Annotated in this window: 29 protein-coding genes and 1 pseudogene; 1 reads left to right on the plus strand and 29 read right to left on the minus strand. The window is 66.3% G+C overall.

What is annotated here, in order from left to right; translation table 11 throughout:
* Positions 1 to 4: 4 nt before the first annotated feature.
* The 16 genes from KW83_RS13210 to secY form a co-directional block, all read right to left on the minus strand.
* Positions 5 to 754, minus strand: coding sequence for an amino acid ABC transporter ATP-binding protein (locus KW83_RS13210; RefSeq protein ID WP_036179741.1), 750 nt, complete (start codon positions 752 to 754; stop codon positions 5 to 7).
* A gap of 61 nt (positions 755 to 815) precedes the next feature.
* Entirely contained in the window at positions 816 to 2111 is a 1296-nt protein-coding gene (locus KW83_RS13215; RefSeq protein ID WP_036179645.1) for an amino acid ABC transporter permease, read from the minus strand.
* Between the two features lie 24 nt (positions 2112 to 2135).
* Positions 2136 to 3371, minus strand: coding sequence for an amino acid ABC transporter permease (locus KW83_RS13220; RefSeq protein WP_036179647.1), 1236 nt, complete (start codon positions 3369 to 3371; stop codon positions 2136 to 2138).
* A 127-nt stretch (positions 3372 to 3498) separates the two neighbouring features.
* The gene (locus KW83_RS13225) at positions 3499 to 4518 is read right to left on the minus strand and encodes an amino acid ABC transporter substrate-binding protein (protein ID WP_036179649.1); all 1020 of its coding nucleotides are present in this window, start codon (positions 4516 to 4518) and stop codon (positions 3499 to 3501) included.
* 219 nt (positions 4519 to 4737) lie between these two features.
* A complete protein-coding gene (locus tag KW83_RS13230; RefSeq protein WP_036179651.1) occupies positions 4738 to 5445 on the minus strand; it encodes an ATP12 family chaperone protein in 708 nt (235 codons plus the stop codon).
* Between the two features lie 36 nt (positions 5446 to 5481).
* Complete coding sequence (locus KW83_RS13235; protein ID WP_036179653.1) at positions 5482 to 6528, minus strand: RluA family pseudouridine synthase; 1047 nt, start codon at positions 6526 to 6528, stop codon at positions 5482 to 5484.
* Positions 6525 to 6899: a fluoride efflux transporter CrcB gene (gene crcB, locus KW83_RS13240; RefSeq protein ID WP_036179655.1), complete on the minus strand. Its 375-nt coding sequence runs from the start codon at positions 6897 to 6899 to the stop codon at positions 6525 to 6527. Before crcB ends, KW83_RS13235 begins: the two co-directional genes overlap by 4 nt.
* A 31-nt stretch (positions 6900 to 6930) precedes the next feature.
* Complete coding sequence (locus tag KW83_RS13245) at positions 6931 to 8265, minus strand: replication-associated recombination protein A (protein WP_036179657.1); 1335 nt, start codon at positions 8263 to 8265, stop codon at positions 6931 to 6933.
* 43 nt (positions 8266 to 8308) lie between these two features.
* Positions 8309 to 8899: an acyl-homoserine-lactone synthase gene (locus KW83_RS13250; protein ID WP_036179659.1), complete on the minus strand. Its 591-nt coding sequence runs from the start codon at positions 8897 to 8899 to the stop codon at positions 8309 to 8311.
* Positions 8900 to 8951: 52 nt separating this feature from the next.
* The gene (locus KW83_RS13255; protein WP_036179661.1) at positions 8952 to 9587 is read right to left on the minus strand and encodes an autoinducer binding domain-containing protein; all 636 of its coding nucleotides are present in this window, start codon (positions 9585 to 9587) and stop codon (positions 8952 to 8954) included.
* Between the two features lie 171 nt (positions 9588 to 9758).
* A complete protein-coding gene (gene rplQ, locus KW83_RS13260) occupies positions 9759 to 10172 on the minus strand; it encodes a 50S ribosomal protein L17 (protein WP_036179663.1) in 414 nt (137 codons plus the stop codon).
* 158 nt (positions 10173 to 10330) lie between these two features.
* The gene (locus tag KW83_RS13265; protein WP_036179665.1) at positions 10331 to 11347 is read right to left on the minus strand and encodes a DNA-directed RNA polymerase subunit alpha; all 1017 of its coding nucleotides are present in this window, start codon (positions 11345 to 11347) and stop codon (positions 10331 to 10333) included.
* A gap of 116 nt (positions 11348 to 11463) precedes the next feature.
* Positions 11464 to 11856 carry a 30S ribosomal protein S11 gene (gene rpsK / locus KW83_RS13270; protein ID WP_036179667.1) on the minus strand — a complete coding sequence of 131 codons (393 nt, stop codon included), beginning with the start codon at positions 11854 to 11856 and terminating at the stop codon, positions 11464 to 11466.
* Positions 11857 to 11871: 15 nt separating this feature from the next.
* Positions 11872 to 12240, minus strand: coding sequence for a 30S ribosomal protein S13 (gene rpsM, locus KW83_RS13275; protein WP_036179669.1), 369 nt, complete (start codon positions 12238 to 12240; stop codon positions 11872 to 11874).
* A gap of 532 nt (positions 12241 to 12772) precedes the next feature.
* Positions 12773 to 13429 (minus strand): adenylate kinase, encoded by a 657-nt coding sequence (locus tag KW83_RS13280; RefSeq protein ID WP_036179670.1) that lies wholly within the window; start codon positions 13427 to 13429, stop codon positions 12773 to 12775.
* Positions 13426 to 14802 carry a preprotein translocase subunit SecY gene (gene secY, locus KW83_RS13285; RefSeq protein ID WP_036179743.1) on the minus strand — a complete coding sequence of 459 codons (1377 nt, stop codon included), beginning with the start codon at positions 14800 to 14802 and terminating at the stop codon, positions 13426 to 13428. Before secY ends, KW83_RS13280 begins: the two co-directional genes overlap by 4 nt.
* A 169-nt stretch (positions 14803 to 14971) precedes the next feature.
* Between secY and KW83_RS19260 the strand changes: the two genes are divergently transcribed.
* Complete coding sequence (locus tag KW83_RS19260; protein ID WP_051928503.1) at positions 14972 to 15658, plus strand: DUF998 domain-containing protein; 687 nt, start codon at positions 14972 to 14974, stop codon at positions 15656 to 15658.
* Positions 15659 to 15712: 54 nt separating this feature from the next.
* On the opposite strand, the gene rplO is transcribed toward KW83_RS19260, so the two are convergent.
* From rplO to rpmC, 13 genes and pseudogenes are all read right to left on the minus strand, one after another.
* Positions 15713 to 16186 carry a 50S ribosomal protein L15 gene (gene rplO, locus KW83_RS13295; protein ID WP_036179672.1) on the minus strand — a complete coding sequence of 158 codons (474 nt, stop codon included), beginning with the start codon at positions 16184 to 16186 and terminating at the stop codon, positions 15713 to 15715.
* Between the two features lie 177 nt (positions 16187 to 16363).
* Complete coding sequence (locus KW83_RS13300) at positions 16364 to 16804, minus strand: GFA family protein (RefSeq protein WP_036179674.1); 441 nt, start codon at positions 16802 to 16804, stop codon at positions 16364 to 16366.
* Positions 16805 to 16986: 182 nt separating this feature from the next.
* Positions 16987 to 17175, minus strand: a complete 189-nt coding sequence (gene rpmD / locus KW83_RS13305; protein ID WP_036179676.1) for a 50S ribosomal protein L30 — start codon at positions 17173 to 17175, stop codon at positions 16987 to 16989.
* A 3-nt stretch (positions 17176 to 17178) separates the two neighbouring features.
* Positions 17179 to 17763, minus strand: a complete 585-nt coding sequence (gene rpsE, locus KW83_RS13310; RefSeq protein ID WP_036179678.1) for a 30S ribosomal protein S5 — start codon at positions 17761 to 17763, stop codon at positions 17179 to 17181.
* Positions 17764 to 17869: 106 nt separating this feature from the next.
* Positions 17870 to 18229 (minus strand): 50S ribosomal protein L18, encoded by a 360-nt coding sequence (rplR, locus tag KW83_RS13315; protein WP_036179680.1) that lies wholly within the window; start codon positions 18227 to 18229, stop codon positions 17870 to 17872.
* 12 nt (positions 18230 to 18241) lie between these two features.
* On the minus strand, positions 18242 to 18775 hold the full coding sequence (rplF, locus tag KW83_RS13320) for a 50S ribosomal protein L6 (RefSeq protein ID WP_036179681.1): 534 nt from the start codon (positions 18773 to 18775) through the stop codon (positions 18242 to 18244).
* A gap of 11 nt (positions 18776 to 18786) precedes the next feature.
* Positions 18787 to 19179, minus strand: coding sequence for a 30S ribosomal protein S8 (gene rpsH, locus KW83_RS13325; RefSeq protein WP_036179682.1), 393 nt, complete (start codon positions 19177 to 19179; stop codon positions 18787 to 18789).
* Positions 19180 to 19191: 12 nt separating this feature from the next.
* Positions 19192 to 19497, minus strand: a complete 306-nt coding sequence (gene rpsN / locus KW83_RS13330; RefSeq protein WP_036179683.1) for a 30S ribosomal protein S14 — start codon at positions 19495 to 19497, stop codon at positions 19192 to 19194.
* A 15-nt stretch (positions 19498 to 19512) separates the two neighbouring features.
* Entirely contained in the window at positions 19513 to 20073 is a 561-nt protein-coding gene (gene rplE, locus KW83_RS13335; protein ID WP_036179685.1) for a 50S ribosomal protein L5, read from the minus strand.
* Positions 20073 to 20378: a 50S ribosomal protein L24 gene (gene rplX / locus KW83_RS13340; RefSeq protein WP_036179687.1), complete on the minus strand. Its 306-nt coding sequence runs from the start codon at positions 20376 to 20378 to the stop codon at positions 20073 to 20075. The genes rplE and rplX overlap by 1 nt, the downstream gene beginning before the upstream one ends.
* Positions 20378 to 20746 carry a 50S ribosomal protein L14 gene (gene rplN, locus KW83_RS13345; RefSeq protein WP_036179689.1) on the minus strand — a complete coding sequence of 123 codons (369 nt, stop codon included), beginning with the start codon at positions 20744 to 20746 and terminating at the stop codon, positions 20378 to 20380. The genes rplX and rplN overlap by 1 nt, the downstream gene beginning before the upstream one ends.
* Positions 20747 to 20939: 193 nt before the next feature.
* Positions 20940 to 21161 (minus strand): annotated as a pseudogene (rpsQ, locus tag KW83_RS13350) (30S ribosomal protein S17); the annotation flags it as partial.
* Between the two features lie 3 nt (positions 21162 to 21164).
* Positions 21165 to 21413, minus strand: coding sequence for a 50S ribosomal protein L29 (gene rpmC, locus KW83_RS13355; RefSeq protein WP_036179693.1), 249 nt, complete (start codon positions 21411 to 21413; stop codon positions 21165 to 21167).

Genomic DNA, 21413 nt, shown 5'->3' on the forward strand with positions numbered 1-21413 from the left:
ACCGTCAGTGGCCCAGGATCTGGCTCAGGAACTGCTGGGTGCGCTCCGATTTCGGATGCTTGAAGAACGCCTCCGGCTCGTTCTGCTCGACGATCTGGCCGTCGGCCATGAAGATCACGCGGTTCGCCACCTGCCGCGCAAAGCCCATCTCATGGGTGACGCAGATCATGGTCATGCCTTCCTCTGCCAGCTCGATCATGGTGTCGAGCACCTCCTTGATCATCTCCGGGTCCAGGGCCGATGTCGGCTCATCGAAAAGCATGATCTTGGGCTTCATGCAGAGCGAGCGGGCGATGGCCACACGCTGCTGCTGGCCGCCGGACAGCTGGCCGGGGTACTTGTCCGCCTGCTCGGGGATCTTGACCTTGCGCAGGAAGTGCATCGCCGTCTCATCGGCCTCCTTCTTGGGCGTCTTGCGGACCCAGATCGGCGCCAGGGTACAATTCTCCAGGATGGTGAGGTGCGGGAACAGGTTGAAGTGCTGAAAGCACATGCCGACCTCGGAGCGGATCTTGTCGATCTGCTTGAGATCGGAGGAGAGGCGCGTTCCGTCCACCTCGATGGTGCCCTTCTGGTGTTCCTCCAGCGCGTTGATGCAGCGGATCAGCGTCGATTTCCCGGACCCCGACGGGCCGCAGATCACGATCCTTTCGCCGCGATAGACGGTAAGATTGATGTCGCGCAGCACGTGGAACGTGCCGAACCACTTGTTCATGTCCTTGATCTCGATGGCGACCTCGTCCGAGACTTTCATCTGCTTCCGGTCGACCTGGATATCGTCGGCGACGGTTCCGGTAGTGTCCATGGCGATGCCCCTATCGGTTATCCGTGGCCAGCTTACGCTCAAGCCACTGGGAATATTGCGAGATGCCGTAGCAGGTCACGAAGAACAGCAGCGCGGCGAAGCCGTAGAGCTCCCAGTAGACGCCGTTCCAGTCGGTCGAGGCCAGGATGGGGCCGCGGATCATGCCCACCACGTCGAACATGGAGATGATCGACACCAGCGTCGTGTCCTTGAAAAGCCCCACGGCCACGTTGACGATGCCTGGGATCGAGATCTTCAGCGCCTGCGGCAGGATGATCAGCCGCATCGCCTGCGCGTAGTCGAGGCCAAGGCTGTCCGCGGCCTCGTACTGGCCGCGCGGGAGTGCCGCCAGACCGCCGCGGATCACCTCTGCGATATAGGCCGAGGCGAACATCGTGATCATGATGATGACCCGCAGGATCAGGTCGAAATTGGTGCCCGGCGGCAGGAAGTAGGCCAGCACCACATTGGCCACGAACAGCAGCGTGATGAGCGGCACGCCACGCACGAACTCGATGAAGGCGACGCAGAGGATCTTGATGATCGGCAGTTTCGACTGCCGGCCCAGCGCCAGCAGGATGCCGAACGGCAGAGACAGGGAGACGCAGACCGTGCCGAGGATCATGTTGAGCATGAACCCTCCCATGTCGCGGCTTTGCACCGGTGTCAGGCGCAGCAGGAACTGCCCGTTCTCTGCCGCAAGACCGCCCATCCACCAGACCACGGCGGCGGCGGCCACCGCCGCCAGAAGGCCAATGGCGAATCCGCGCCGCTCTGCATAGGTGAACGCCACGTAGCCGACCACGACGCCCAGAAGAGCGACCAGCGGCACAAGGATCGTGCCACCCCAGATCAGCCAGTAGGCTGTGAACGGATAGAGCAGCGTCACGATCAGCAGCTTTCGCGGCAAGTCGGGAAAGAGCACTGGCGCCACGGCCACGAAGAGCAGCACCAGAGCCAGCGTCGGGCGCCAGTACTGGCTGGACGGGTAGGAAAACCCGAACAGAAGCTGGTTCCAGCGTTCGGTCAGGACGGCGAAGCAGCCCCCCCTTGCGCCGTCCAGCACCTCGCGGCAGCCACGGATCGAGTCCGCCGTCCACACGCCACCGAAAAGCCAGGGCAGGAATCCAGACAGCAGCTGCCAGATCACGAACAGCGCCAGCAGCGTCAGGATGGTGTAGGGGATCGACGAAAACAGGTTCTCGCGCAGCCACTTGACGGCCCCGGCCTCACGCGTCGGCGGGGCCTGTTCGGCGATGAACGTGTCGCGGACGTAGGCGACGGACTGGGCGTGTGTGTCGCTCATGCGCGGCGCTCCTTACCAGTCATCTCACCGCTCCTTCAATGCGACGGAAGCGTTGTAGACGTTCATCACCGCAGAGATCGACAGGCTGATGACCAGATAGAACAGCATCAGCAGCAGCACGCTTTCGATGGCGCGGCCGGTCTGGTTCAGGGTGATGCCGCCCAGGGTCGCGGTGATGTCGGCATAGCCCACCGCGATGGCGAGCGATGAGTTCTTGGTCAGGTTCAGGTACTGCGAGATCAGCGGCGGGATGATGACCCTGAGCGCCTGGGGCAGGACGACCAGGTTCATGATCCGGCGCGGACGCAGGCCCAGGGCGGCCGCGGCCTCTGTCTGGCCGCGGGAGACGGACAGGATCCCGGCACGCACGTTCTCGGCGATGAAGGCGCCGGTATAGACCGACAGCGCCAGCCAGAGCGCGATCAGCGGCTTGCCGATCAGGGTGCCGCCCTGGATGTTGAAGTTGTTGGACGCCACGTCCGGCATGGAGAGCGACACCGGCGTCAGCACCAGTTGCACCACAAGGGCCGGCAGGACCAGGATGGCCCAGGCGGGCCAGCCGGGCAGAAGCTTGCCGTGCTTGAACAGCGTCTGCCTGACGTGGCGGCGCCACAGCAGCGCGCCGACGATGCCGCCGACCAGCGCCGCCAGTACGGCGATCCAGCCCGGACCCAGCAGAACCGACGGCGCGTAGAAGCCGCGGTTGGTCAGGGCAAAGGCGCCCAGGATCAACTCGGAGTTGGGCTCTACCGCGCCGCCGCGGGTCAGGAACTCGCGCGGGTTCGCCCCGCTGACCGTGACGACCGTGCCGATGGCCAGGATCCAGATCAGCACCGGAACGTTACGGAACGCCTCGACATAGACGGACATGAGCCGCGCGACGAGCCAGTTCTTCGACAGCCGCAGAACGCCCGCGGTGACGCCGATGATCGTGGCGGTGATGCAGCCCAGAACGGCGACCAGCAAGGTGTTGATGACGCCGACCAGCGCGGCGCGCAGATGGGTCGACCGGCTGGAATAGTCGATCAGCGCCTGGTTGATGTCATAGCCAGCAGGCTCGTCCAGAAAGTCGTAGGAGATGTTCAGACCCGCCGCGGCAAGGTTGCTGACCAGATTCATCCCCAGCCAGCCCACCAGGAAGATGATGAGGACAAGGGCGACAAACTGGAAGGTCAGGCCGCGGTAGCGCGTGTCGTTGAGCAACATCGACGGGCGGAAGCCGCCGGAGCCGTCGGACTGGGAATCGGGAACAGAGGTCATGGGCGCCTTCCCCGGTATGCGTCGGTCCGTTCGGGATCCTGCGGTCCGCCCGGCGCATGTGCTGTTTGGGAACGTCCTTCACGAAACCGGGGGGCGCAGGACAACGCCGCGCCCCCCGAAAACCGGCTTACCGGAACGGCGGCGAATAGAGCAGGCCGCCTTCGGTCCACTGAGCGTTGAGCCCGCGGGACAGGCCGATGGGCGTATCCTCACCGATGTTCTTGGCGAACAACTCACCGTAGTTGCCACCGGCAGCGATCGCGTTGGCGGCCCAGTCGGCGTCGAGGCCGATCATCTCGCCCAGGTTGCCCTCGGTGCCGAGCATGCGGTTGATCTCGGGGCTGTCGCCGGGGGCGGAGGCCATGTCCGCCACGTTGGCCGAGGTCACGCCGTATTCCTCGGCCGCGATCAGCGCATTGAGGGTCCAGCGCACGATGTCGCCCCATTCGTTGTCGCCGTGGCGCACCAACGGGCCCAGCGGCTCCTTCGAGATGATCTCCGGCAGGATGACATGCTCTGACGGGTTCTCCAGCGTGGCACGGTTGGCGGCCAGGCCGGAAGCGTCGGTGGTATAGGCGTCGCAGGCGCCGGCGGTGTACTGCTGAAGCGCCTCGGCGTTGGTCTCGATCGGGACGGGCTCATAGCTGATGTTGTTCTTGCGGAAGAAGTCCGCAAGGTTCAGCTCCGTCGTGGTGCCGGTCTGCACGCAGACCGTTGCCCCGTCGAGATCCTTGGCAGAGGTGACGCCCAGCCCGGTCGGAACCATGAAGCCCTGGCCGTCGTAGTAGTTGACGCCGGCGAACTCGAACTTCAGGTCGTTGTCGCGGCTGAAGGTCCAGGTGGTGTTCCGGGCCAGCATGTCGATCTCTCCGGAGGAGAGCGAGGTGAAGCGCGTCTTGCCGGTGGTCGGCACGAATTCGACGGCGTTGGGATCGCCCAGCACGGCTGCGGCGACGGCCCGGCAGACGGCCACGTCGAAGCCCTCCCAGTCGCCGCTGGCGTTGGGGGCCGAGAAGCCGGTCAGGCCGGTGGACACGCCGCAGTTCAGCTTGCCGCGTTCCTTCACGTCATCGACCGTCGCTGCGCCTGCCGCGCCGGCGGTGAGGGCCGTGGCGGCGAGAACGCCGTAGAATGTGGATCTGTGCATTGATACCTCTTCCTGAATCGGTCCCGAAATCATTGTCCGGGCGCGTTGGCCGGGTTTGCTCCGGCGGTTTGGTGGCAGGGGCCGAACGGTGGCCCCGAACGCGGAGAGTGTGGGATTATTCGCCAGTCGGCGTCAAGTCGCCTATCGTCAGATCCGCTGAGGAATTGCACGATCCGCAATCGGCGTCCCCGGTTCCCGAGGGGATGAGAGGCCCATTGTCTATAATGACAGCGCAAAAAACTTTTGCGCATCGCCGAACGCGATCCGCTTGACCGCGGCCGCGCGCATCGCCTCCTCGTCGTGGCCCCAGAGGGCCGCCTGCCAGTCCTCGTCCAGACGCGAGAGAGCCCAGATATCCTCGGGCGGTCGGATCCCTTCGGCCGCGGCATGGCCCAGGATGAGCGATCCCGACAATGCCACGAGGTCATGGAACGCGGCCAGGCGGAACGGCGACATGGCCCGGACTGGCGCCACCAGGCGGTCGAGCGCCTCGGGATCCTGCGCGACCGGCATGACCCCCTGCGTGACCGAGAGCCGCGCGCCGAACCGGTCCTCGGCCCAGTCCAGAAGCGGATCCCAACGCTCCGACTGGAGCGCGACCAGATCCTGCGGCCGTTCGGCGCGGTAGCTCAACAGGTCCGTGCCGCCGTATTCGGCCAGGATCGCGACGACCGCCGCGTGTTCGGGCGCCACCTTGTCGATGGCGGAGTTGGCGGTCCGGGTCATCGGCATGGTCGCAGGGCGCACGAACTCCACCTGCGCGTCCCATTCCCGCGCAATCCCCGCCGCAAGCTCCGGCGTCGGCACCACCAGGGGTGCGCCGGCGGGGGTGCGGATCGGCCGTGCGTCGAGCAAAACCCGGTGACCGCCCGGCGCAGGTTCGGTCCTGGCGGCGGTCCAGAAGCGTTTCGGGGCCCAGTCAGACATGCGCGGACCTCACCGGACGGTGCAGCGGGCGCCGCGTCATGGATCCGGCGCGAACGGGTCGTCCGCGGCGTCGGCGGGCGCCCATTCCAGCGCTGCCCAGGTGCGGGCCATGTGCTCCGGCAGCGGGGCGGTCAGTGTCATCGCGGCGCGGGTGACGGGATGCTCGAACCGCATGGACCGGGCGTGGAGATGCAGCTTCTTCGACATGTCGCCGCCCAGCTGGGCGCCCCAGCCGTCACCCTCATTCTGCTGGCCGGAGCCGCCGTACTTGCCGTCGCCGACGATCGGGTGCCCCAGTTCCGCCATATGCGCGCGAAGCTGGTGGGTGCGCCCGGTGATCGGCTCAAGCGCGCACCAGGACACGCGCCCGCCCAGACCGGAAATGACGGTGAAATCGGTCTCGGCCCGCTTGGCATCGGGTGTGTCGCGCACCGCGTCGGGATGAAGGCAGATCATCTTCTCGCCCTCGCCGCTGCGCCCGTGGCCGGGCGCCTTGACCAGACCGTACTTGATCGTCCCGCTGCGCGGCTGCGGCACGCCCGCCACCGCGGCCCAGTAGATCTTGCGCGTGGCGCGGTGGCGCAGCGCCTCGGCCAGACCCTTGGCGGCCGCGCGGGTGCGGGCCAGCAGAAGGATCCCCGACGTGTCCTTGTCCAGCCGGTGCACCAGCCGCGGCCGGTCCTCCAACCCGAATCGCAGGGCGTCGGACAGCTGGTCCACATGGCGCGTCTGTTTGGAGCCGCCCTGGGTCGGCAGGCCAGGCGGCTTGTTCAGCGCGATGATGTGGTCATCGCGGAAGATCACCGCGTCCCGGATCATCCGGGCGTCCGCCGCGCTCACCTCGGTGGCGCCGCGCTGGGGCTGCGGGGCCGCGCCGTCGGGCAGGGGCGGGATGCGGACCTCCTGCCCCTCATCAAGGCGGGTCGCGCCGCGGGCGCGGGCACCGTCGACGCGGATCTCACCCTTGCGGCACATCTTTTCGATCCGGCCCTGGGGGACGTGCGGATAGTGTCTGCGGAACCACCGGTCGAGCCTCTGGTCGCCCTCACCGGCCGCGACCCGGCGCATGTGGACGCCGCTCATGCCACGCCCCGCGCCAGCACAAGGCCCAGGTAGAGCGCGCCCAGACCGGCGCCCACCGACAGCACGACATAGGCGACCGCCAGCCCCGCCTGCCCCTCCTTCATCAGGTTGATCGCCTCCAGGGAGAAGGAGGAAAAGGTCGTGTAGCCGCCAAGGAGCCCGGTGGCCACGAAGGGGTTCAGCCAGGTCCAGCCCCGCACCCCCGCCTGGCCGATGAACAGTCCCATGAGCAGGCAACCGAGCACATTGGCCGTGAGGATGCCCAGCGGCATCCCCGGCCCGGCGATGCGCGCGATCCCGACGCCGGTGAGGTACCGGGCCGAGGCGCCGAGCGCGCCGCCCGCGGCGACCTGGAGGAGGGTGGCGATCATGTCCCCCTCCTTTCCTGCGGCGCGCGCGGCGTCAATCCCCGCCCGCCTGCCGCTTGGCGCGAAGCGACACGAACCAGTCGAGCCGCTTCTTCAGATCGCGCTCGAAGCCGCGTTCCTTGGGCAGATAGTAGATGCCGCGCTTCATACCGTCGGGAAAGTAGTTCTGCCCGGAGAACGAGTCCTCCTCGTCGTGGTCGTAGGCATAGCCTTCGCCGTAGCCCTGCTCCTTCATCAGCCTGGTGGGGGCGTTGCGGATGATCTTGGGCGGCGGCTGTGAGCCGGAGGTCCGGGCGTCCCGCATCGCCGCCTTGAACGCCGCATAGCCGGCGTTCGACTTGGGCGCGAGCGCCAGATAGGTCACCGCCTGGCCCAGAGCCAGCTCCCCTTCGGGACTGCCGAGCCGTTCGTAGGTCTCCCACGCGTCCAGACAGACTCGCTGGGCCTGGGGATCGGCCAGGCCGATATCCTCGACCGCCATTCGGGTGATCCGGCGCGCCAGATAACGCGGATCCTCTCCGCCGGCCAGCATCCGGGCAAGCCAATAGAGGCTGGCATCCGGATCCGACCCGCGCACCGACTTGTGCAGCGCCGAGATCAAGTTGTAATGCGCGTCGCCCGACTTGTCGTATTGCGCCGCCCGGCGCTGCAGGCGGGACTGCAGCCCCGCGGTGTCAAGCGGGGCGTCGACCGTCCATGCCATCACCTGCTCGACTAGGTTCAGAAGCGCCCGTCCGTCGCCATCGGCCATGTCCAGCAGCGTGGCCCGCGCCTGGGGGAGCAGCGGCAATGCGCGGTCCATCTCCGTCTCGGCCCGCTGTGCCAGTCGCTCCAGGTCCGTCGGCGACAGTCGGTCCAGGACCAGCACCTGCGCGCGGCTCAGAAGGGCGGCGTTCAGCTCAAAGGACGGGTTCTCGGTGGTGGCCCCGACCAGCAGGATCGTGCCGTCCTCCATATGCGGCAGGAAGCTGTCCTGCTGGGCCTTGTTGAAGCGGTGGATCTCATCGACGAAGAGCAGCGTCCCCTGCCCGTTGGCTCGCCGGTGCCGAGCGGCCTCGAACACCTTCCGAAGGTCCGGAACGCCGGTGAAGATCGCGCTGATCTGGACGAAATGCTGATCCGTTTCATGGGCGAGGAGGCGCGCGATGGTGGTCTTGCCCACCCCGGGCGGGCCCCAGAACACCACCGACGACAGCGCCCCGGATGCCAGCATCACGCCCAGGGGCGCGTCCGGTCCCAGCACCTGAGGCTGACCGATCACATCCCCAAGGACGGTCGGACGAAGCCGGTCGGCAAGCGGACGCGCGACGCCCCTGCGGTCGGACGATGCGTCCTCCGACATGGGACCGGTATCGAAGAGATCGGGCATGGGCAGGATGTAGTCCGCCCATGCCGCCGAGCCAGTCCGGCCCCTAGTGCGATGCGTTGAGATTGATCCAGACGCATCTGCTGGGGGTCGTTCCGTCCTCGAACTCCAGCACCGGGCCGGCGGGTTCGATGTCCAGCCCCACGCGGCGCCCCCAGCGGGCACCGTTGGCCGGGATCAGGCCCAGCACGCGCTTCGCGTTCATCCGCTCGGCGCTCGCCACCATCTCGGAGATGAGACCGATCTGGACACGCATCCTGAGCTTCGCTTCGACTTTCGAGGACACGAAGATGCGGGAACTCTCGATGATGTCGGGGCTGACGGGCGCCTCTTCGTAGAGAAGATCGCTCGAGATGGAATCGAGAAGGCCTTTTTGCGCGTCCCGGATCATGTAAGTGTAGATCCCGCAGCGGGCCGTGGTCGGCGTCAGCCGCACCCCGGCAAGCACCGTGTCCGCGTCATGGACGACGATCCAGCGGCTGGCGGGCGTGTCGTACTGATCGTACTCCATCCCCTCGGACGAGGGGATGTCCCACTTGGCTTCCTCTATGAAGGTTTCGTAGCGCGCTCTCAGGACGTTCGCCAGGAGCGGGCCGTATTCGTGCATGTTGTGGAAGGAAAGAGTTGTGGTCTTCATGGTAAATCCTGATGCTAGGGGGAGAGTCCAATGCACCGCAGGATGGTGACCGTCAGATTAACCGGTACTCCTTCGCCTTGAGAATGGCCTCGGGGAGCGTTCGTACGTCTAGTCTTTGCCGGACGGAAGACAGGCGCGCCTTCAGCGCACTTTCCGATATTCCGAGGCGATATGCCGCGGCTGCAAGACGGTCACCGTCCGCGATGCAACAAAGGGCCTCTGCCTGAGCCTTCGTCAGCTCGGCCGGCGGCTGCGCGCTGAGATGCATCCGCGCCACGATCTGCTCCGCCGTGGCAAGCTCCTCGGCGGTGAACTCCCGGTCCTCGCGGGAAATGCCGACGATACTGCGGGACTGCAGGGGCCCGACCGAGATAGCGGCTCCGAAATTGAGACCAAATTCCCTGGCTTGCTGCCAGATTCCAAATGGATCGGGCACGGCGATCTCACTCCAGCGCGCCGCGCCCGTCGTGCTCAGCCCCCAACCGATCAGGGGATCGCGGAGCGCGTAGCCCTGCTCGGTATAGATCTGCAGCCATTCCTCGGGATAGGTGTGCGCCGTGATGGTCGGTGCCGCGAACCTGATGTGCAGACCGACGGCGTAGCCCCTTGGCGCGACATGCCCAAGCGCGCCGAGATCCTCATCCAGATCCTTCAGGCGCCACGACCGTGCGTCGAACCGAAAAACCATCCGCAACCTTCTTTCCCTACAGACGCCCACGGAAAACCGGCGTGAAAGCGTCTTAAGACAACCCCTTATACCAGACCGAGTCATACAACGGCCTGGGGTTGATTATCAAAGGAAAGTTCGCGTTACCTTACGTAAGCCTGACGTCCGTTGGTCGTGGCCAGGACGTGTGGATCACTCGGCCTCTTCGGCCTCCAGCCGCGCGCGGTCGCCGGCGCCCTTGGCGTCGCGGTCGCGGTCCACGAACTCTATGATCGCCATGGGGGCCATGTCGCCGTAGCGGAATCCGGCTTTCAGAACGCGCACATAGCCGCCCTGCCGCGTGGCGTAGCGGGGGCCGAGAACGTCGAAAAGCTTGGCCACGTGCATGTCCTGCTTGAGTTGCGACGCGGCCTGCCGGCGGGCGTGCAGGTCGCCGCGCTTGCCCAGGGTCACGAGCTTTTCGACGATCCGGCGCAGCTCCTTGGCCTTGGGGAGCGTGGTCTTGATCTGCTCATGCTCGATGAGCGATCCGGCCATGTTGGAAAAGAGCGCCTTGCGGTGCTCATGGGTACGGTTCAGGCGGCGGTAGCCGCGGGCGTGACGCATGGTGTGTCCTTTCGCGTTTTGCTTTGTCCGGCCGGGGGATGCGTGTCACCCGGCTCTCCTTGGGGCTTGTGCCCGGTCGTGTCCTACCCCCGTCGGACCCCCGTATGAGCCCTGTAGGAGTCTTGTAGGAGGGCGCGTACGCCCCCCTAAACCTTTTCTTAGAAGTTATCCTCGAACTTCTTGGCCAGGTCCTCGATGTTCTCGGGCGGCCATTCCTCGACGTCCATGCCCAGGTGGAGGCCCATGCCGGACAGCACTTCCTTGATCTCGTTCAGCGACTTGCGGCCGAAGTTCGGCGTGCGCAGCATCTCGGCCTCGGTCTTCTGGATGAGGTCGCCGATATAGACGATGTTGTCGTTCTTGAGGCAGTTGGCGGAGCGGACCGACAACTCCAGCTCATCGACCTTCTTGAGCAGCAGCGGGTTGAACTCCAGCCCGTCGTCGTCGGTGGCCTGACCGCCCTGGTCGGGCTCGTCGAAATTGACGAAAATGCCCAGCTGGTCCTGGAGGATCCGCGCGGCGAAGGCCACGGCGTCGTCGGGGCTGACGGAGCCGTCGGTTTCGAGCTTCAGCGTCAGCTTGTCGTAATCCAGCACCTGGCCCTCACGGGTGGGCTGGACGTCATAGCTGACGCGGCGCACCGGGGAATAGATCGCGTCGATGGGCATCAGGCCGATCGGCGCGTCCTCCGGGCGGTTCTTGTCGGCCGAGACGTAGCCCTTGCCCTGGTTCACGGTCATCTCCATGAACAGTTCGGCCCCCTCGTCCAGGTGGCAGATGACGTGCTCCTTGTTGAGCACCTCTATGCCCTGGCTCACGGCGATGTCGCCGGCGGTCACGACCATCGGGCCCTTGGCCTGGATCGACACCCGTTTGGGCCCCTCGACCTCCATCTTGATGGCCACGCCCTTGATGTTGAGCACCACGTCGGTCACGTCCTCGCGGACGCCGGCGATGGAGCTGAACTCGTGCAGGACGTTGTCGATCTGCACGGAGGTGATCGCGGCGCCCTGCAGCGACGACATCAGAACCCGGCGCAGCGCGTTGCCCAGCGTCAGGCCGAAGCCCCGTTCCAGCGGTTCGGCCACGACCGTGGCCTGGCGATGGGGATCGTTGCCGGGCTTGATCTCCAGCTGCGCCGGCTTGATCAGTTCCTGCCAATTCTTGTGAAGCATGTATGTCTCCTCAATTCCTGTCGGCAGCCCATGCAAAGCGCGCGACACCCCGAGGTAAAAACGACGATTGCGGACCGCGCCATGGGGGCACGGTCCGCCGGACGGTCAGGTTGCGATCAGACGCGGCGGCGCTTGGGCGGACGGCATCCGTTGTGGGCCATGGGCGTCACGTCGCGGATCGACGTGATGTTGAACCCCACGGCGGCCAGGGCGCGCAGGGCGCTCTCGCGGCCGGAGCCGGGGCCCTGGACCTCGACCTCGATGGTGCGCACACCGTGCTCCTGGGCCTTGCGGCCGGCGTCCTCCGCGGCCATCTGCGCCGCGTAGGGCGTCGATTTCCGGGAGCCCTTGAAACCCATGGTGCCGGCCGACGACCAGGCGATGGCGTTGCCCTGGACGTCGGAGATCAGGATCTTGGTGTTGTTGAACGAAGAGTTCACATGCGCAACGCCGGCGGCAATGTTCTTGGAAACCTTCTTTTTCGCGGTAGCGCGACGGTCGCGTGCCATTGGTCAGGCCTCCCCTTACTTCTTCTTGCCGGCAATGGCCTTCGCGGGGCCCTTGCGCGTGCGTGCATTGGTATGGGTGCGCTGGCCGCGCACGGGAAGGTTGCGCCGGTGGCGCAGACCGCGATAGCAGCCCAGGTCCATCAGGCGCTTGATGTTCATCTGCGTCTCGCGGCGCAGGTCGCCCTCGACCGTGTAGTTCTCGTCGATATGCTCGCGCAGCTTGAGCACGTCGGAATCCGACAGCTCGTTGACGCGGCGGGCCGGGTCGATGCCCACGGCGTCGCAGATCGAGCGGGCAGAGGACGGGCCGATTCCGGTGACATAGGTCAGGGCGACGGGCACCCGCTTGGCGGTGGGGATGTTGACCCCGGCGATACGTGCCAAATATACGTTCCTTTTCGTTGCGAGCCCGTGGTACCAGGCCCTTTTTTCACAACGTCGGACCGCGGCACGGTGCGCGCCGGCGGCCTTGCGTCTGACAGGTGTTCCGGGCCGCCGGGCAAACCCCGTGCCGCACCCGATCCGTTGGGATGCTGCGCCTTAGTCGGGATTCGGAACGGGGTCAAGTCCACCCCGCCCCCTGCCGGGGACGCGGCGGACCCATGCCGGACCCGGAGTGTTGGGACGCGCGCTGCGGCGGCGGCGTTTCCGGTCCCGCGGGCTAGTCGTCCCGCGCGTCCAGCCAGTTGATGACGAACACCAGGGCGACGCCGCAAAGCCCCAGTCCGAATCCGATAGCATAGACGGCGATGACCGTCTGCGTGATGGTATCCATTAGCCTGCCTCGATCGTTTTTTGTTTTGGTCGTGTTTGTGAGGTCAGGCTACAGGATCGAGACCCCCGCGCGAAGCCCCCCGGCCGGGTTTTTTCTTCGGTCCGACCGCCGGCGCCCCGGGTGCGGGTCGCGGCACCGCGGTCAGGCGCGGGAGTCGATCACGTCCTTGATGGCGCGGGAGACCTCTTCGATCTCACCCAGCCCGTCGACCCGGTCCAGCTGATCGTTGGCGTGGTAATAGCCGATCAGCGGCGAGGTCTTCTTGTAATATTCGAGCAGGCGCTGCTTGAGGCTTTGCTCGTTGTCGTCCTCGCGGCGCTTGAACTCGGTGCCGCCGCAGACCGCGCATTTGCCGTCCTCGGGGATCGGCTTGGTGATGTCGTTGTACATCTCGCCGCAGTTGGCACAGGTCGAGCGGGCGGTGATGCGGCGCACCAGCGCGTCGTCGTCCACCTGCATCTCGATCACGGCGGTCAGACGCTCCCGCTTCTTTTCCAGCAGCGCGGCCAGCGCATCGGCCTGGGCCAGCGTCCGCGGGAACCCGTCGAAGATGAAGCCGTCGGTGCGGTCGGCGTCGAGCCGTTCCTCGATCAGGCCGATCACGATGTCGTCGGTGACCAGCTCACCGCGGTCCATCACCTCCGCCACCCGCCGTCCCATGTCGGACCCGGAATTGCGGGACTGCCGCAGCATGTCCCCGGTGGAAAGCTGCGTCATGCCGCGCTCTTCCACCAGGCGGCGGGCCTGGGTGCCCTTGCCGGCCCCAGGCGGTCCCAGAAGGATGATGTTGGTCGTCATCGGCGCGAACCTCCCCGTGTCGGCGCTTTTGCGCCCTTGCGCCCCCTCTTCTTGCCGCGCAGCTGGGATTTCTCAATGAGGCCTTCGTATTGATGGGCCAGCATGTGGCTCTGGATCTGCTGGATCGTGTCCATGGTGACGGAGACCACGATCAGCACCGACGTGCCGCCGAAATAGAACGGGATCGCGAACTGGCTGCGCACGATCTCGGGCAGCAGGACCACGGCCGCCAGATAGCCCGAGCCGAGCACCAGGATGCGTGCCACCACGTAGTCGAGGTATTCCTCGGTCCGCTTGCCGGGACGGATGCCGGGGATGAAGCCGTTCTGGTTCTTGAGGTTCTCGGCCACGTCCTCTGACTTGAAGGCGACGTTGGCGGTGTAGAAATAGGTGAAGAACACCACCAGCGACGCCATGAACAGCAGATAGAGCGGCTGGCCGGGACCGAAGTAGGCCAGGATCGTGGACAGGACCGGGCCGGACTGGTTGCCCGAGAAGGTCGCCAGGGTGGTCGGCAGCAGCAGCAGCGAGGACGCGAAGATGGCCGGGATGACGCCCGCCGGGTTCACCTTGATCGGCAGGTGCGAAGAGCCGCCGTCATAGACCTTCATGCCGACCTGCCGGCGCGGGTACTGGATGTGGATCTTGCGCAAGGACCGCTCCATGAACACCACGAAGCCGATCACCACGACGACCATGACGATGACGCCGATGATCACCGCCGGGCTGATGGCGCCCGACCGGCCGGAGGCGAAGAACTGCGCCAGGGCGGCCGGCACCTCGGCGATGATGCCCACGAAGATGATCAGGCTGATGCCGTTGCCGATGCCGCGCTGGGTGATCTGCTCGCCCAGCCACATCAGGAACATGGTGCCGCCCACCAGGGTGATGACGCAGGCGACGCGGAAGAACCACCCGGGATCGGTCACCAGCCCCCCCGCCTCCAGGCTGACCGCCAGCCCGTAGGCCTGGAACGTGGCCAGGAACACGGTGCCGTAGCGGGTGTACTGGTTGATCTTCTTGCGCCCCTGCTCGCCCTCCTTCTTGAGCTGTTCGAGCTTGGGGACCATCGCCGTCATCAGCTGCACGATGATCGAGGCCGAGATATAGGGCATGATCCCCAGCGCGAAGATCCCCATCCGGCCGATCGCGCCGCCGGTGAACATGTTGAGGATCCCGCCCAGGCCCGCGCTCGCCTGTTCGATGAAGTCCCTGAGCGCCCCGCCGTCGATGCCGGGAACGGGAATGTAGGTCCCCAGCCGGTAGACGCACAGAAGCGCCAGGGCATAGAGTATGCGGGCGCGAAGCTCGGTCGCCTTGCCGAAGGCGGACCAGCTCATGTTGGCGGCCATCTGTTCGGCTGCTGATGCCATGGGGGCCTCTCTCATGACCATGGGGCGGTCCGGCTCTCGGCCCACCGCGCAATTCTGTGGTCATCTAAAGACGCGCGCCTGTCTCCGCAACCTCGTTCGGCGCGGCGGACCGGAACTTGCGCCCCCGGGGGCCGTTCGGCAGGGGGACGACAATGGGGGGCAGGTGTCCATGTTCGCAAATCTCGGCAACCGCCACGAGGAGGCCGACATCGTCGCGCGGGAGCGGCCCGAACTGCTGATGTTCTGTGGCCTCGTCGGGCTGATCGGCAATGTCATGCCCGTGGTGACGATCTTCTGGGGCTGGTCGGTCACCGACCATGCCTTTGTCGCCGACACGATCAGCGACCTCGCCCGCGGCGACAACAAATGGATCATGGACCTGGGGTTCTATTTCCACGCCGCCGGGCTTCTGGCGCTGGCCATCGCGGCGGCCCATGCGCATCTGGGCCGGGCGGGCTGGTCGGTGGGGATCTTCTGCCTGGCGTTCCTGGCGCTCGACGTGGTGCTGCTGGGCCTCTGGGACGAGTTCGGCGCCTCGGCACAGCCCGGAGACGGCATGAGCGTCCACACCAAGCTCAGCTTCGTGCTGGGACCGCTGTTTCTTCTGGGTCCGCTGGTCATGGTGCCCGGCGTGGCCGGGCTGTCGCGGACCTATGCGGCGCTCTTCGTCGGCGCCGCGGCGTCCTGGGCGGTGTTCGCCACCGGGTTCAAGCTGGCCCCGGACGGGATCGACGGGCTTCTGGAAAAGATCGCGGTGGTCGGCGCGATGGGCTGGACGCTGCCGCTGTCGTTTCTCTACCTCGCGCGCGGGTACGAGAAATCCCACCGCGTGGCCGGGCGGGCGGAGGCGGGCTGAACCGCCGCGCCGGTCTGCCCCGGCGCGGCGGTGGCCGCCGCCCTGCGGGCCGCCTCAGGCCTCGGAGGTCTCGCGGGGCTGGGTCACGGTGACCGAACCGCCGGCCTTTTCGACCGCCTCGATGGCGCCCCTGGAGGCGCCGGTGACGGTGATCTTGGCCGCGGTCGTGAGTTCGCCCTTGGCCAGCAGACGGATGCCGTCGCGCTTGCGGCGCACCAGGCCCGAATCGACCAGCTCGGTCTCGGTGATCTCCTCGCCCAGCTTGCCGGCGTCGATGAACTTCTGGATCAGGCCCAGGTTCACCACCGCGTAGGACTTGGCGTTGCGGTTGTTGAAGCCGCGCTTGGGCAGGCGCTGGTAGAGCGGCATCTGGCCGCCCTCATAGCCGTTGATCGCCACGCCGGACCGGGACTTCTGGCCCTTGATGCCGCGTCCGGCGGTCTTGCCCTTGCCGGAGCCGGGGCCGCGGCCGACGCGCCGGGCCTTCTTCGCCGCGCCGTCGTTGTCGCGGAGTTCGTTCAGTTTCATGTCGCTTCTCCTGTCTTGCCGGACGACCCCTCCGGGAAGCGGATGAGGGGGACACGGCCTGCGTTCAGATGGGCGCGTATAGACAGGGTGGCGCGCAAGATCAAGCGCCCGCCGCGTGGCCAGAGGCCCGCGCCGCCGGGCGCGCGATGCGGACGGCGCGGGCCCGGGCGCCGCGCGTCAGGACGGCGTAGGCCACTGGAAATCCGGGCGCAGCCCGTCATAGACGGGGCGCCCGTCGTCCGGCTTGGCATAGCCTTTCGATTCGTCCCAGAACGCGTGGTAGTCGGCCTCTGGAAAGCGCGCTTCGTCGTAGCCCATGACGTTGGGCACCGCGACGCGGATGCGCCGTTCGGTATCGTCCAGCATGATCGGCGTGCCGCAGTCCTGGCAGGTGCACAGCTGCAGCGGGCCGTCGGGATTGTCCTTGTTGAACGGCTGGCGGGCCAGTTTCTCCGGGTGATCCACCGTCAGGTCGGCATGGTTGAAGAACGCCACATGGGTGGTCTGCTGGCCGGTGACGGACTTGCAGACGTCGCAGTGACACACGTGGTTGTCGATCGGCGCGGCGCTGGCCGTGGCATGGATGTGGTCGCAGCCGCCTTCATAGTGATCGGACATGGGGATTCTCCTCCGCTTGCGGCCGGACATCGGCCACGGGGGCAAGACTGCGCCCCATCGGTGCCGCGGTCCACATATCCTTCGGTAGGGGCGTGCCGCGCGGGGGCCGTTGCGGTTCGCGGGGGGCCGGACAGAAAAACGGCGCCCCGGGAGGCGCCGTTCCTGTCGGGATGTCGGGGCGGTCAGCCCCGCTCTTCGACGATCTCCACGAGATGCGGGATCTTGTTGACCATGCCGCGGATCGAGGGCGTGTCCTCAAGCTCGCGGGTGCGGTGCATCTTGTTCAGGCCCAGCCCCACCAGGATCTGGCGCTGCACCTTGGGGCGGCGGATGGGAGAGCCGACCTGCTTGACGACGATGGTTTTGGCCATGGATCAGGACTCCTCTGCGACCTGGGCGGAGGCCTCTGGCGCCTCGTCCCGCTTGGGCAGGATGTCCGCGACCTTCTTGCCGCGGCGCTGCGCCACCGACCGGGGGCTGGACTGGTTCTGCAGCCCGTCCAGCGTGGCGCGGATCATGTTGTAGGGGTTCTGCGAGCCGTTCGACTTGGCCACCACGTCCTGCACGCCCAGCATCTCGAACACGGCGCGCATCGGTCCGCCGGCGATGATGCCGGTACCCTGGGGCGCGGTGCGCATGACCACCTTGCCGGCCCCGTGGCGGCCGTTGACGTCATGGTGCAGGGTGCGCCCGTCGCGCAGCGGCACGCGGATCATGTTGCGCTTGGCGGCCTCGGTGCCCTTGCGGATCGCCTCTGGCACCTCCTTGGCCTTGCCCTTGCCGAAGCCGACGCGGCCGCGCTGGTCGCCCACGACGACGAGCGCCGCGAAGCCGAAGCGCTTGCCGCCCTTGACGGTCTTGCTGACGCGGTTGATCGCGACGAGGCGATCGGCGAATTCCGGGTTCTCGTCACGGTCGCGGCGTCCGCCCCGCCCGCCTCTGTTGTCGTCTCTGGCCATGCCTGGCTCCTTCCGTCAGGGGGCATCGCGCCCCGCACCATCCGATCCCTGGTGGGCACGAGCGGCCCCCGGATCATCGAGGGAGGCAACCTGCCTCCCTGCGCCGTCACAGTTTCAGACCACCGTCGCGCGCGGCATCGGCCAGCGCCTTGATGGTGCCGTGGTAGAGGAACCCGCCGCGGTCGAAATAGGCCTGCTCGACCCCCTTCGCCTTGGCGCGCTCGGCGATCGCCGCGCCGACCTTGGCCGCCGCGTCCCGGTTGTTCTTGCCGACCACGCCCAGATCCTTTTCCAGGGTCGAGGCAGAGGCCAGCGTCACGCCCTGACCGTCGTCGATCAGCTGCGCGTGGATGTTCTTGTTCGAGCGGTGGACCGACAGGCGGAGACGCCCGGTGTTCACCTTGCGAAGCTTGTTCCGGACGCGCAGGCGGCGCTTCTGGAACAGCTGCAACTTACTGTTTGCCATCTGTCCGGTTCCTTACTTCTTCTTGCCTTCCTTGCGGAAGATGAACTCACCCTTGTAGCGGATGCCCTTGCCCTTGTAGGGCTCCGGGCGCCGCCAGTCGCGGATGTTGGACGCGACCTGGCCCACCTGCTGCTCGTCGCTGCCCTCGACCACGATCTCGGTCGGTTTGGGGGCTGTGACGGTGATGCCGTCGGGCACCTCGAACTCCACATCGTGGCTGAGGCCGAGGTTCAGGCGCAGGGTGTTGCCCTGCATCTGCGCGCGGTAGCCGACGCCCTGAATCTCAAGCTCCTTGCGGAACCCGGTGGTCACGCCCTGCACCAGGTTCGCGACCATGGTGCGCGACAGGCCCCACTGCTGGCGCGACCGCTTGGACAGGCCACGGGGCGTGACCTTGATCGCGCCGTCATCCATGGCGATGGTCACATCGTCGGTCGCCTTGAAGGAGCGGGTGCCCTTGGGCCCCGTCACCTCGACCCGCTGGCCGTCGATCTTCGCCTCGACCCCGGAGGGGATCTCGACGGGACGTTTTCCGATACGAGACATCTTGCCCTCCTCTAGAAGACGGTGCAGAGCACTTCACCGCCGACATTGGCCGAACGCGCGGCCTGGTCGGACATGACGCCCTGCGGGGTTGAGACGATGGACACGCCAAGGCCCTGGCGGACCGAAGGAAGGTCCGCAACGCCCATGTAGACGCGGCGGCCGGGCTTGGAGACGCGCCTGAGATCCCGGATCACCGGGGTTCCCTCGTAGTACTTGAGGGAGATCTCGATCTGCGCGTGGCCGTTTTCATCCACCGACTTTTCGTAGCCGCGGATATAGCCCTCGTCCGCCAGCACATCCAGAACCCACGCGCGAAGCTTGGAGGCCGGGCTGCGGACGGTGGACTTGCCGCGCATCTGCGCATTGCGGATGCGGGTCAGCATATCGCCGAGAGGATCGTTCATGTCATACCCTCCTTACCAGCTCGATTTCACAAGGCCGGGGATCTGTCCGGCCGAGCCGAGATCCCGGAGCGCGATCCGGCTCATCCTTACCTTGCGGTAATAGCCGTGCGGACGCCCGGTGAGCTGGCAGCGGTTGTGCAGGCGGGTGGCCGAGGAGTTGCGCGGCAGCTTGGCCAGCTTCAGCTGGGCCTTGAACCGCTCTTCCATCGGCTTCGATTCGTCGCGCGCGACGGATTTCAGCTCGGCACGCTTGGCGGCATATCTGTCCACCAGCGCCTGACGCTTCTTCTCGCGCTCGATCATTGCTTTCTTGGCCATGATATCCTCCAGGCTTTAGCTGCTGAACGGCATGTTGAAATGCTTCAACAGCGCCTTGGCTTCCGCGTCGGTCGCGGCGGTGGTGACGATGACGATGTCGAGGCCCCAGGCCTCGTCGATCTTGTCGAAATTGATCTCCGGAAACACGATATGCTCCTTGAGACCCATGGCGAAGTTGCCGCGCCCGTCGAAGGACGGCTTGAGCCCCCGGAAGTCCCGCACCCGCGGCAGCGCCACGGTCACCAGACGGTCGAGGAAATCGTACATCCGCGCGCCGCGCAGCGTCACCTTGGCGCCGAGGGGCATGTCCTCACGCACCCGGAAGCCGGCGATCGACTTCTTGGCCTTGGTGACGACGGCCTGCTGGCCGGCGATCCGGGTCAGGTCGTCCGCGGCGGATTTCGCCTTCTTCGAATCGCGCACCGCCTCTGAGCCGGCGCCGATGTTCAGCACGATCTTTTCCAGGCGCGGAACCTGCATGTCGTTCTTGTAGGAGAACTCTTCCTTCAGGGCCGCGCGGATCGTCTCGTCGAACTGCTGGCGCAGACGCGGGGTGTATGTGGCTTGGTCCAGCATCAGATCGCGTCTCCCGTGGTCTTGGCGAAGCGCACCTTCTTGCCCTCTTCCTCGCGGAAGCCGACGCGGGTCGCCTTGCCGTTGGCGTCGACCAGGGCCAGGTTGCTCAGGTCGATCGGCATCGCCTTGGGGGTGCGGCCGCCCTGCGTGGTCTGGGACTGGCGCACGTGGCGGATGGCGACGTTCACGCCCTCCACGATGGCCTTGCCCTTGGCGGGCATGACGGTCTGGATCGCACCCTGCTTGCCCTTGTCCTTGCCGGCCAGCACGATGACCTTGTCGCCCTTGCGGAGTTTCGCAGCCATCACAGCACCTCCGGAGCGAGCGAGATGATCTTCATGTAGTTCTTGGCCCGCAGCTCGCGGACCACCGGTCCGAAGATGCGGGTGCCGATCGGCTCGCCGTTGTTGTTGAGGATGACGGCGGCGTTCCGGTCGAAGCGGATCGCGGTGCCGTCGTCGCGGCGGACTTCCTTGGCGGTCCGCACGACGACGGCCTTGCGGACGTCGCCCTTCTTGACGCGACCGCGCGGAATGGCCTCCTTCACCGACACGACGATCACGTCGCCGACGGAGGCATATTTCCGCTTCGATCCGCCAAGGACCTTGATGCACTGCACCCAGCGCGCGCCGGAGTTGTCAGCGACATCCAGATTGGTCTGCATCTGGATCATTGGTTAGATCTCCCGACCTTCAGGGACCATCCCTGGGGTTTCGTATGTGTCCCGGACCGACGACGCCGGCCCGGTCGGTCGCCGCTTATGTGGCGGCGGCCTCCTTCTCCTCGTGACGCTGGGCGTCCTCGACCTGCTGCTGGCGGGCGTGTTCCTCGCGCGCGATCCGATCGGCCTCGATCATCTCCGGCGTCATCACTTCCCAGCGCTTGGTCTTGGACTTCGGCGCGCATTCCTGGATCCGCACCAGATCGCCCACGTCGAACCGGTTGTCCTCATCGTGGGCGCGGTACTTCTTCGACTTCCGGATCGTCTTTTTCAGGATCGGATGGGTGAAGCGGCGCTCGACCGACACGGTCACGGTCTGGGCGTTCTGGTTCGACGTCACGACGCCCCTGAGGATACGCTTGGGCATGTCTTACGCCTCCGTCTTGCTGTCGGCGGCCGGGGCGGCCGTCTTGTCTGACGCCGCGGCGGCGGCTTTCTCGTTCATCACCGTCTTGACCCGCGCCACGTCGCGGCGGACGCTGCGCATCCGCGCGGTGTTCTCAAGCTGGTTGGTGGCGGCCTGAAAGCGCAGGTTGAACTGCTCTTTCTTCAGCTGGGCAAGCTGGTCGCGCAGCTCGTCCGGGGTCTTGCCCCGCAGGTCGGTCGCATCGAGCGCCAT

It is taken from the genome of Palleronia rufa (genome assembly GCF_000743715.1).
In the GTDB taxonomy this organism is placed as follows: Bacteria; Pseudomonadota; Alphaproteobacteria; order Rhodobacterales; family Rhodobacteraceae; genus Palleronia; species Palleronia rufa.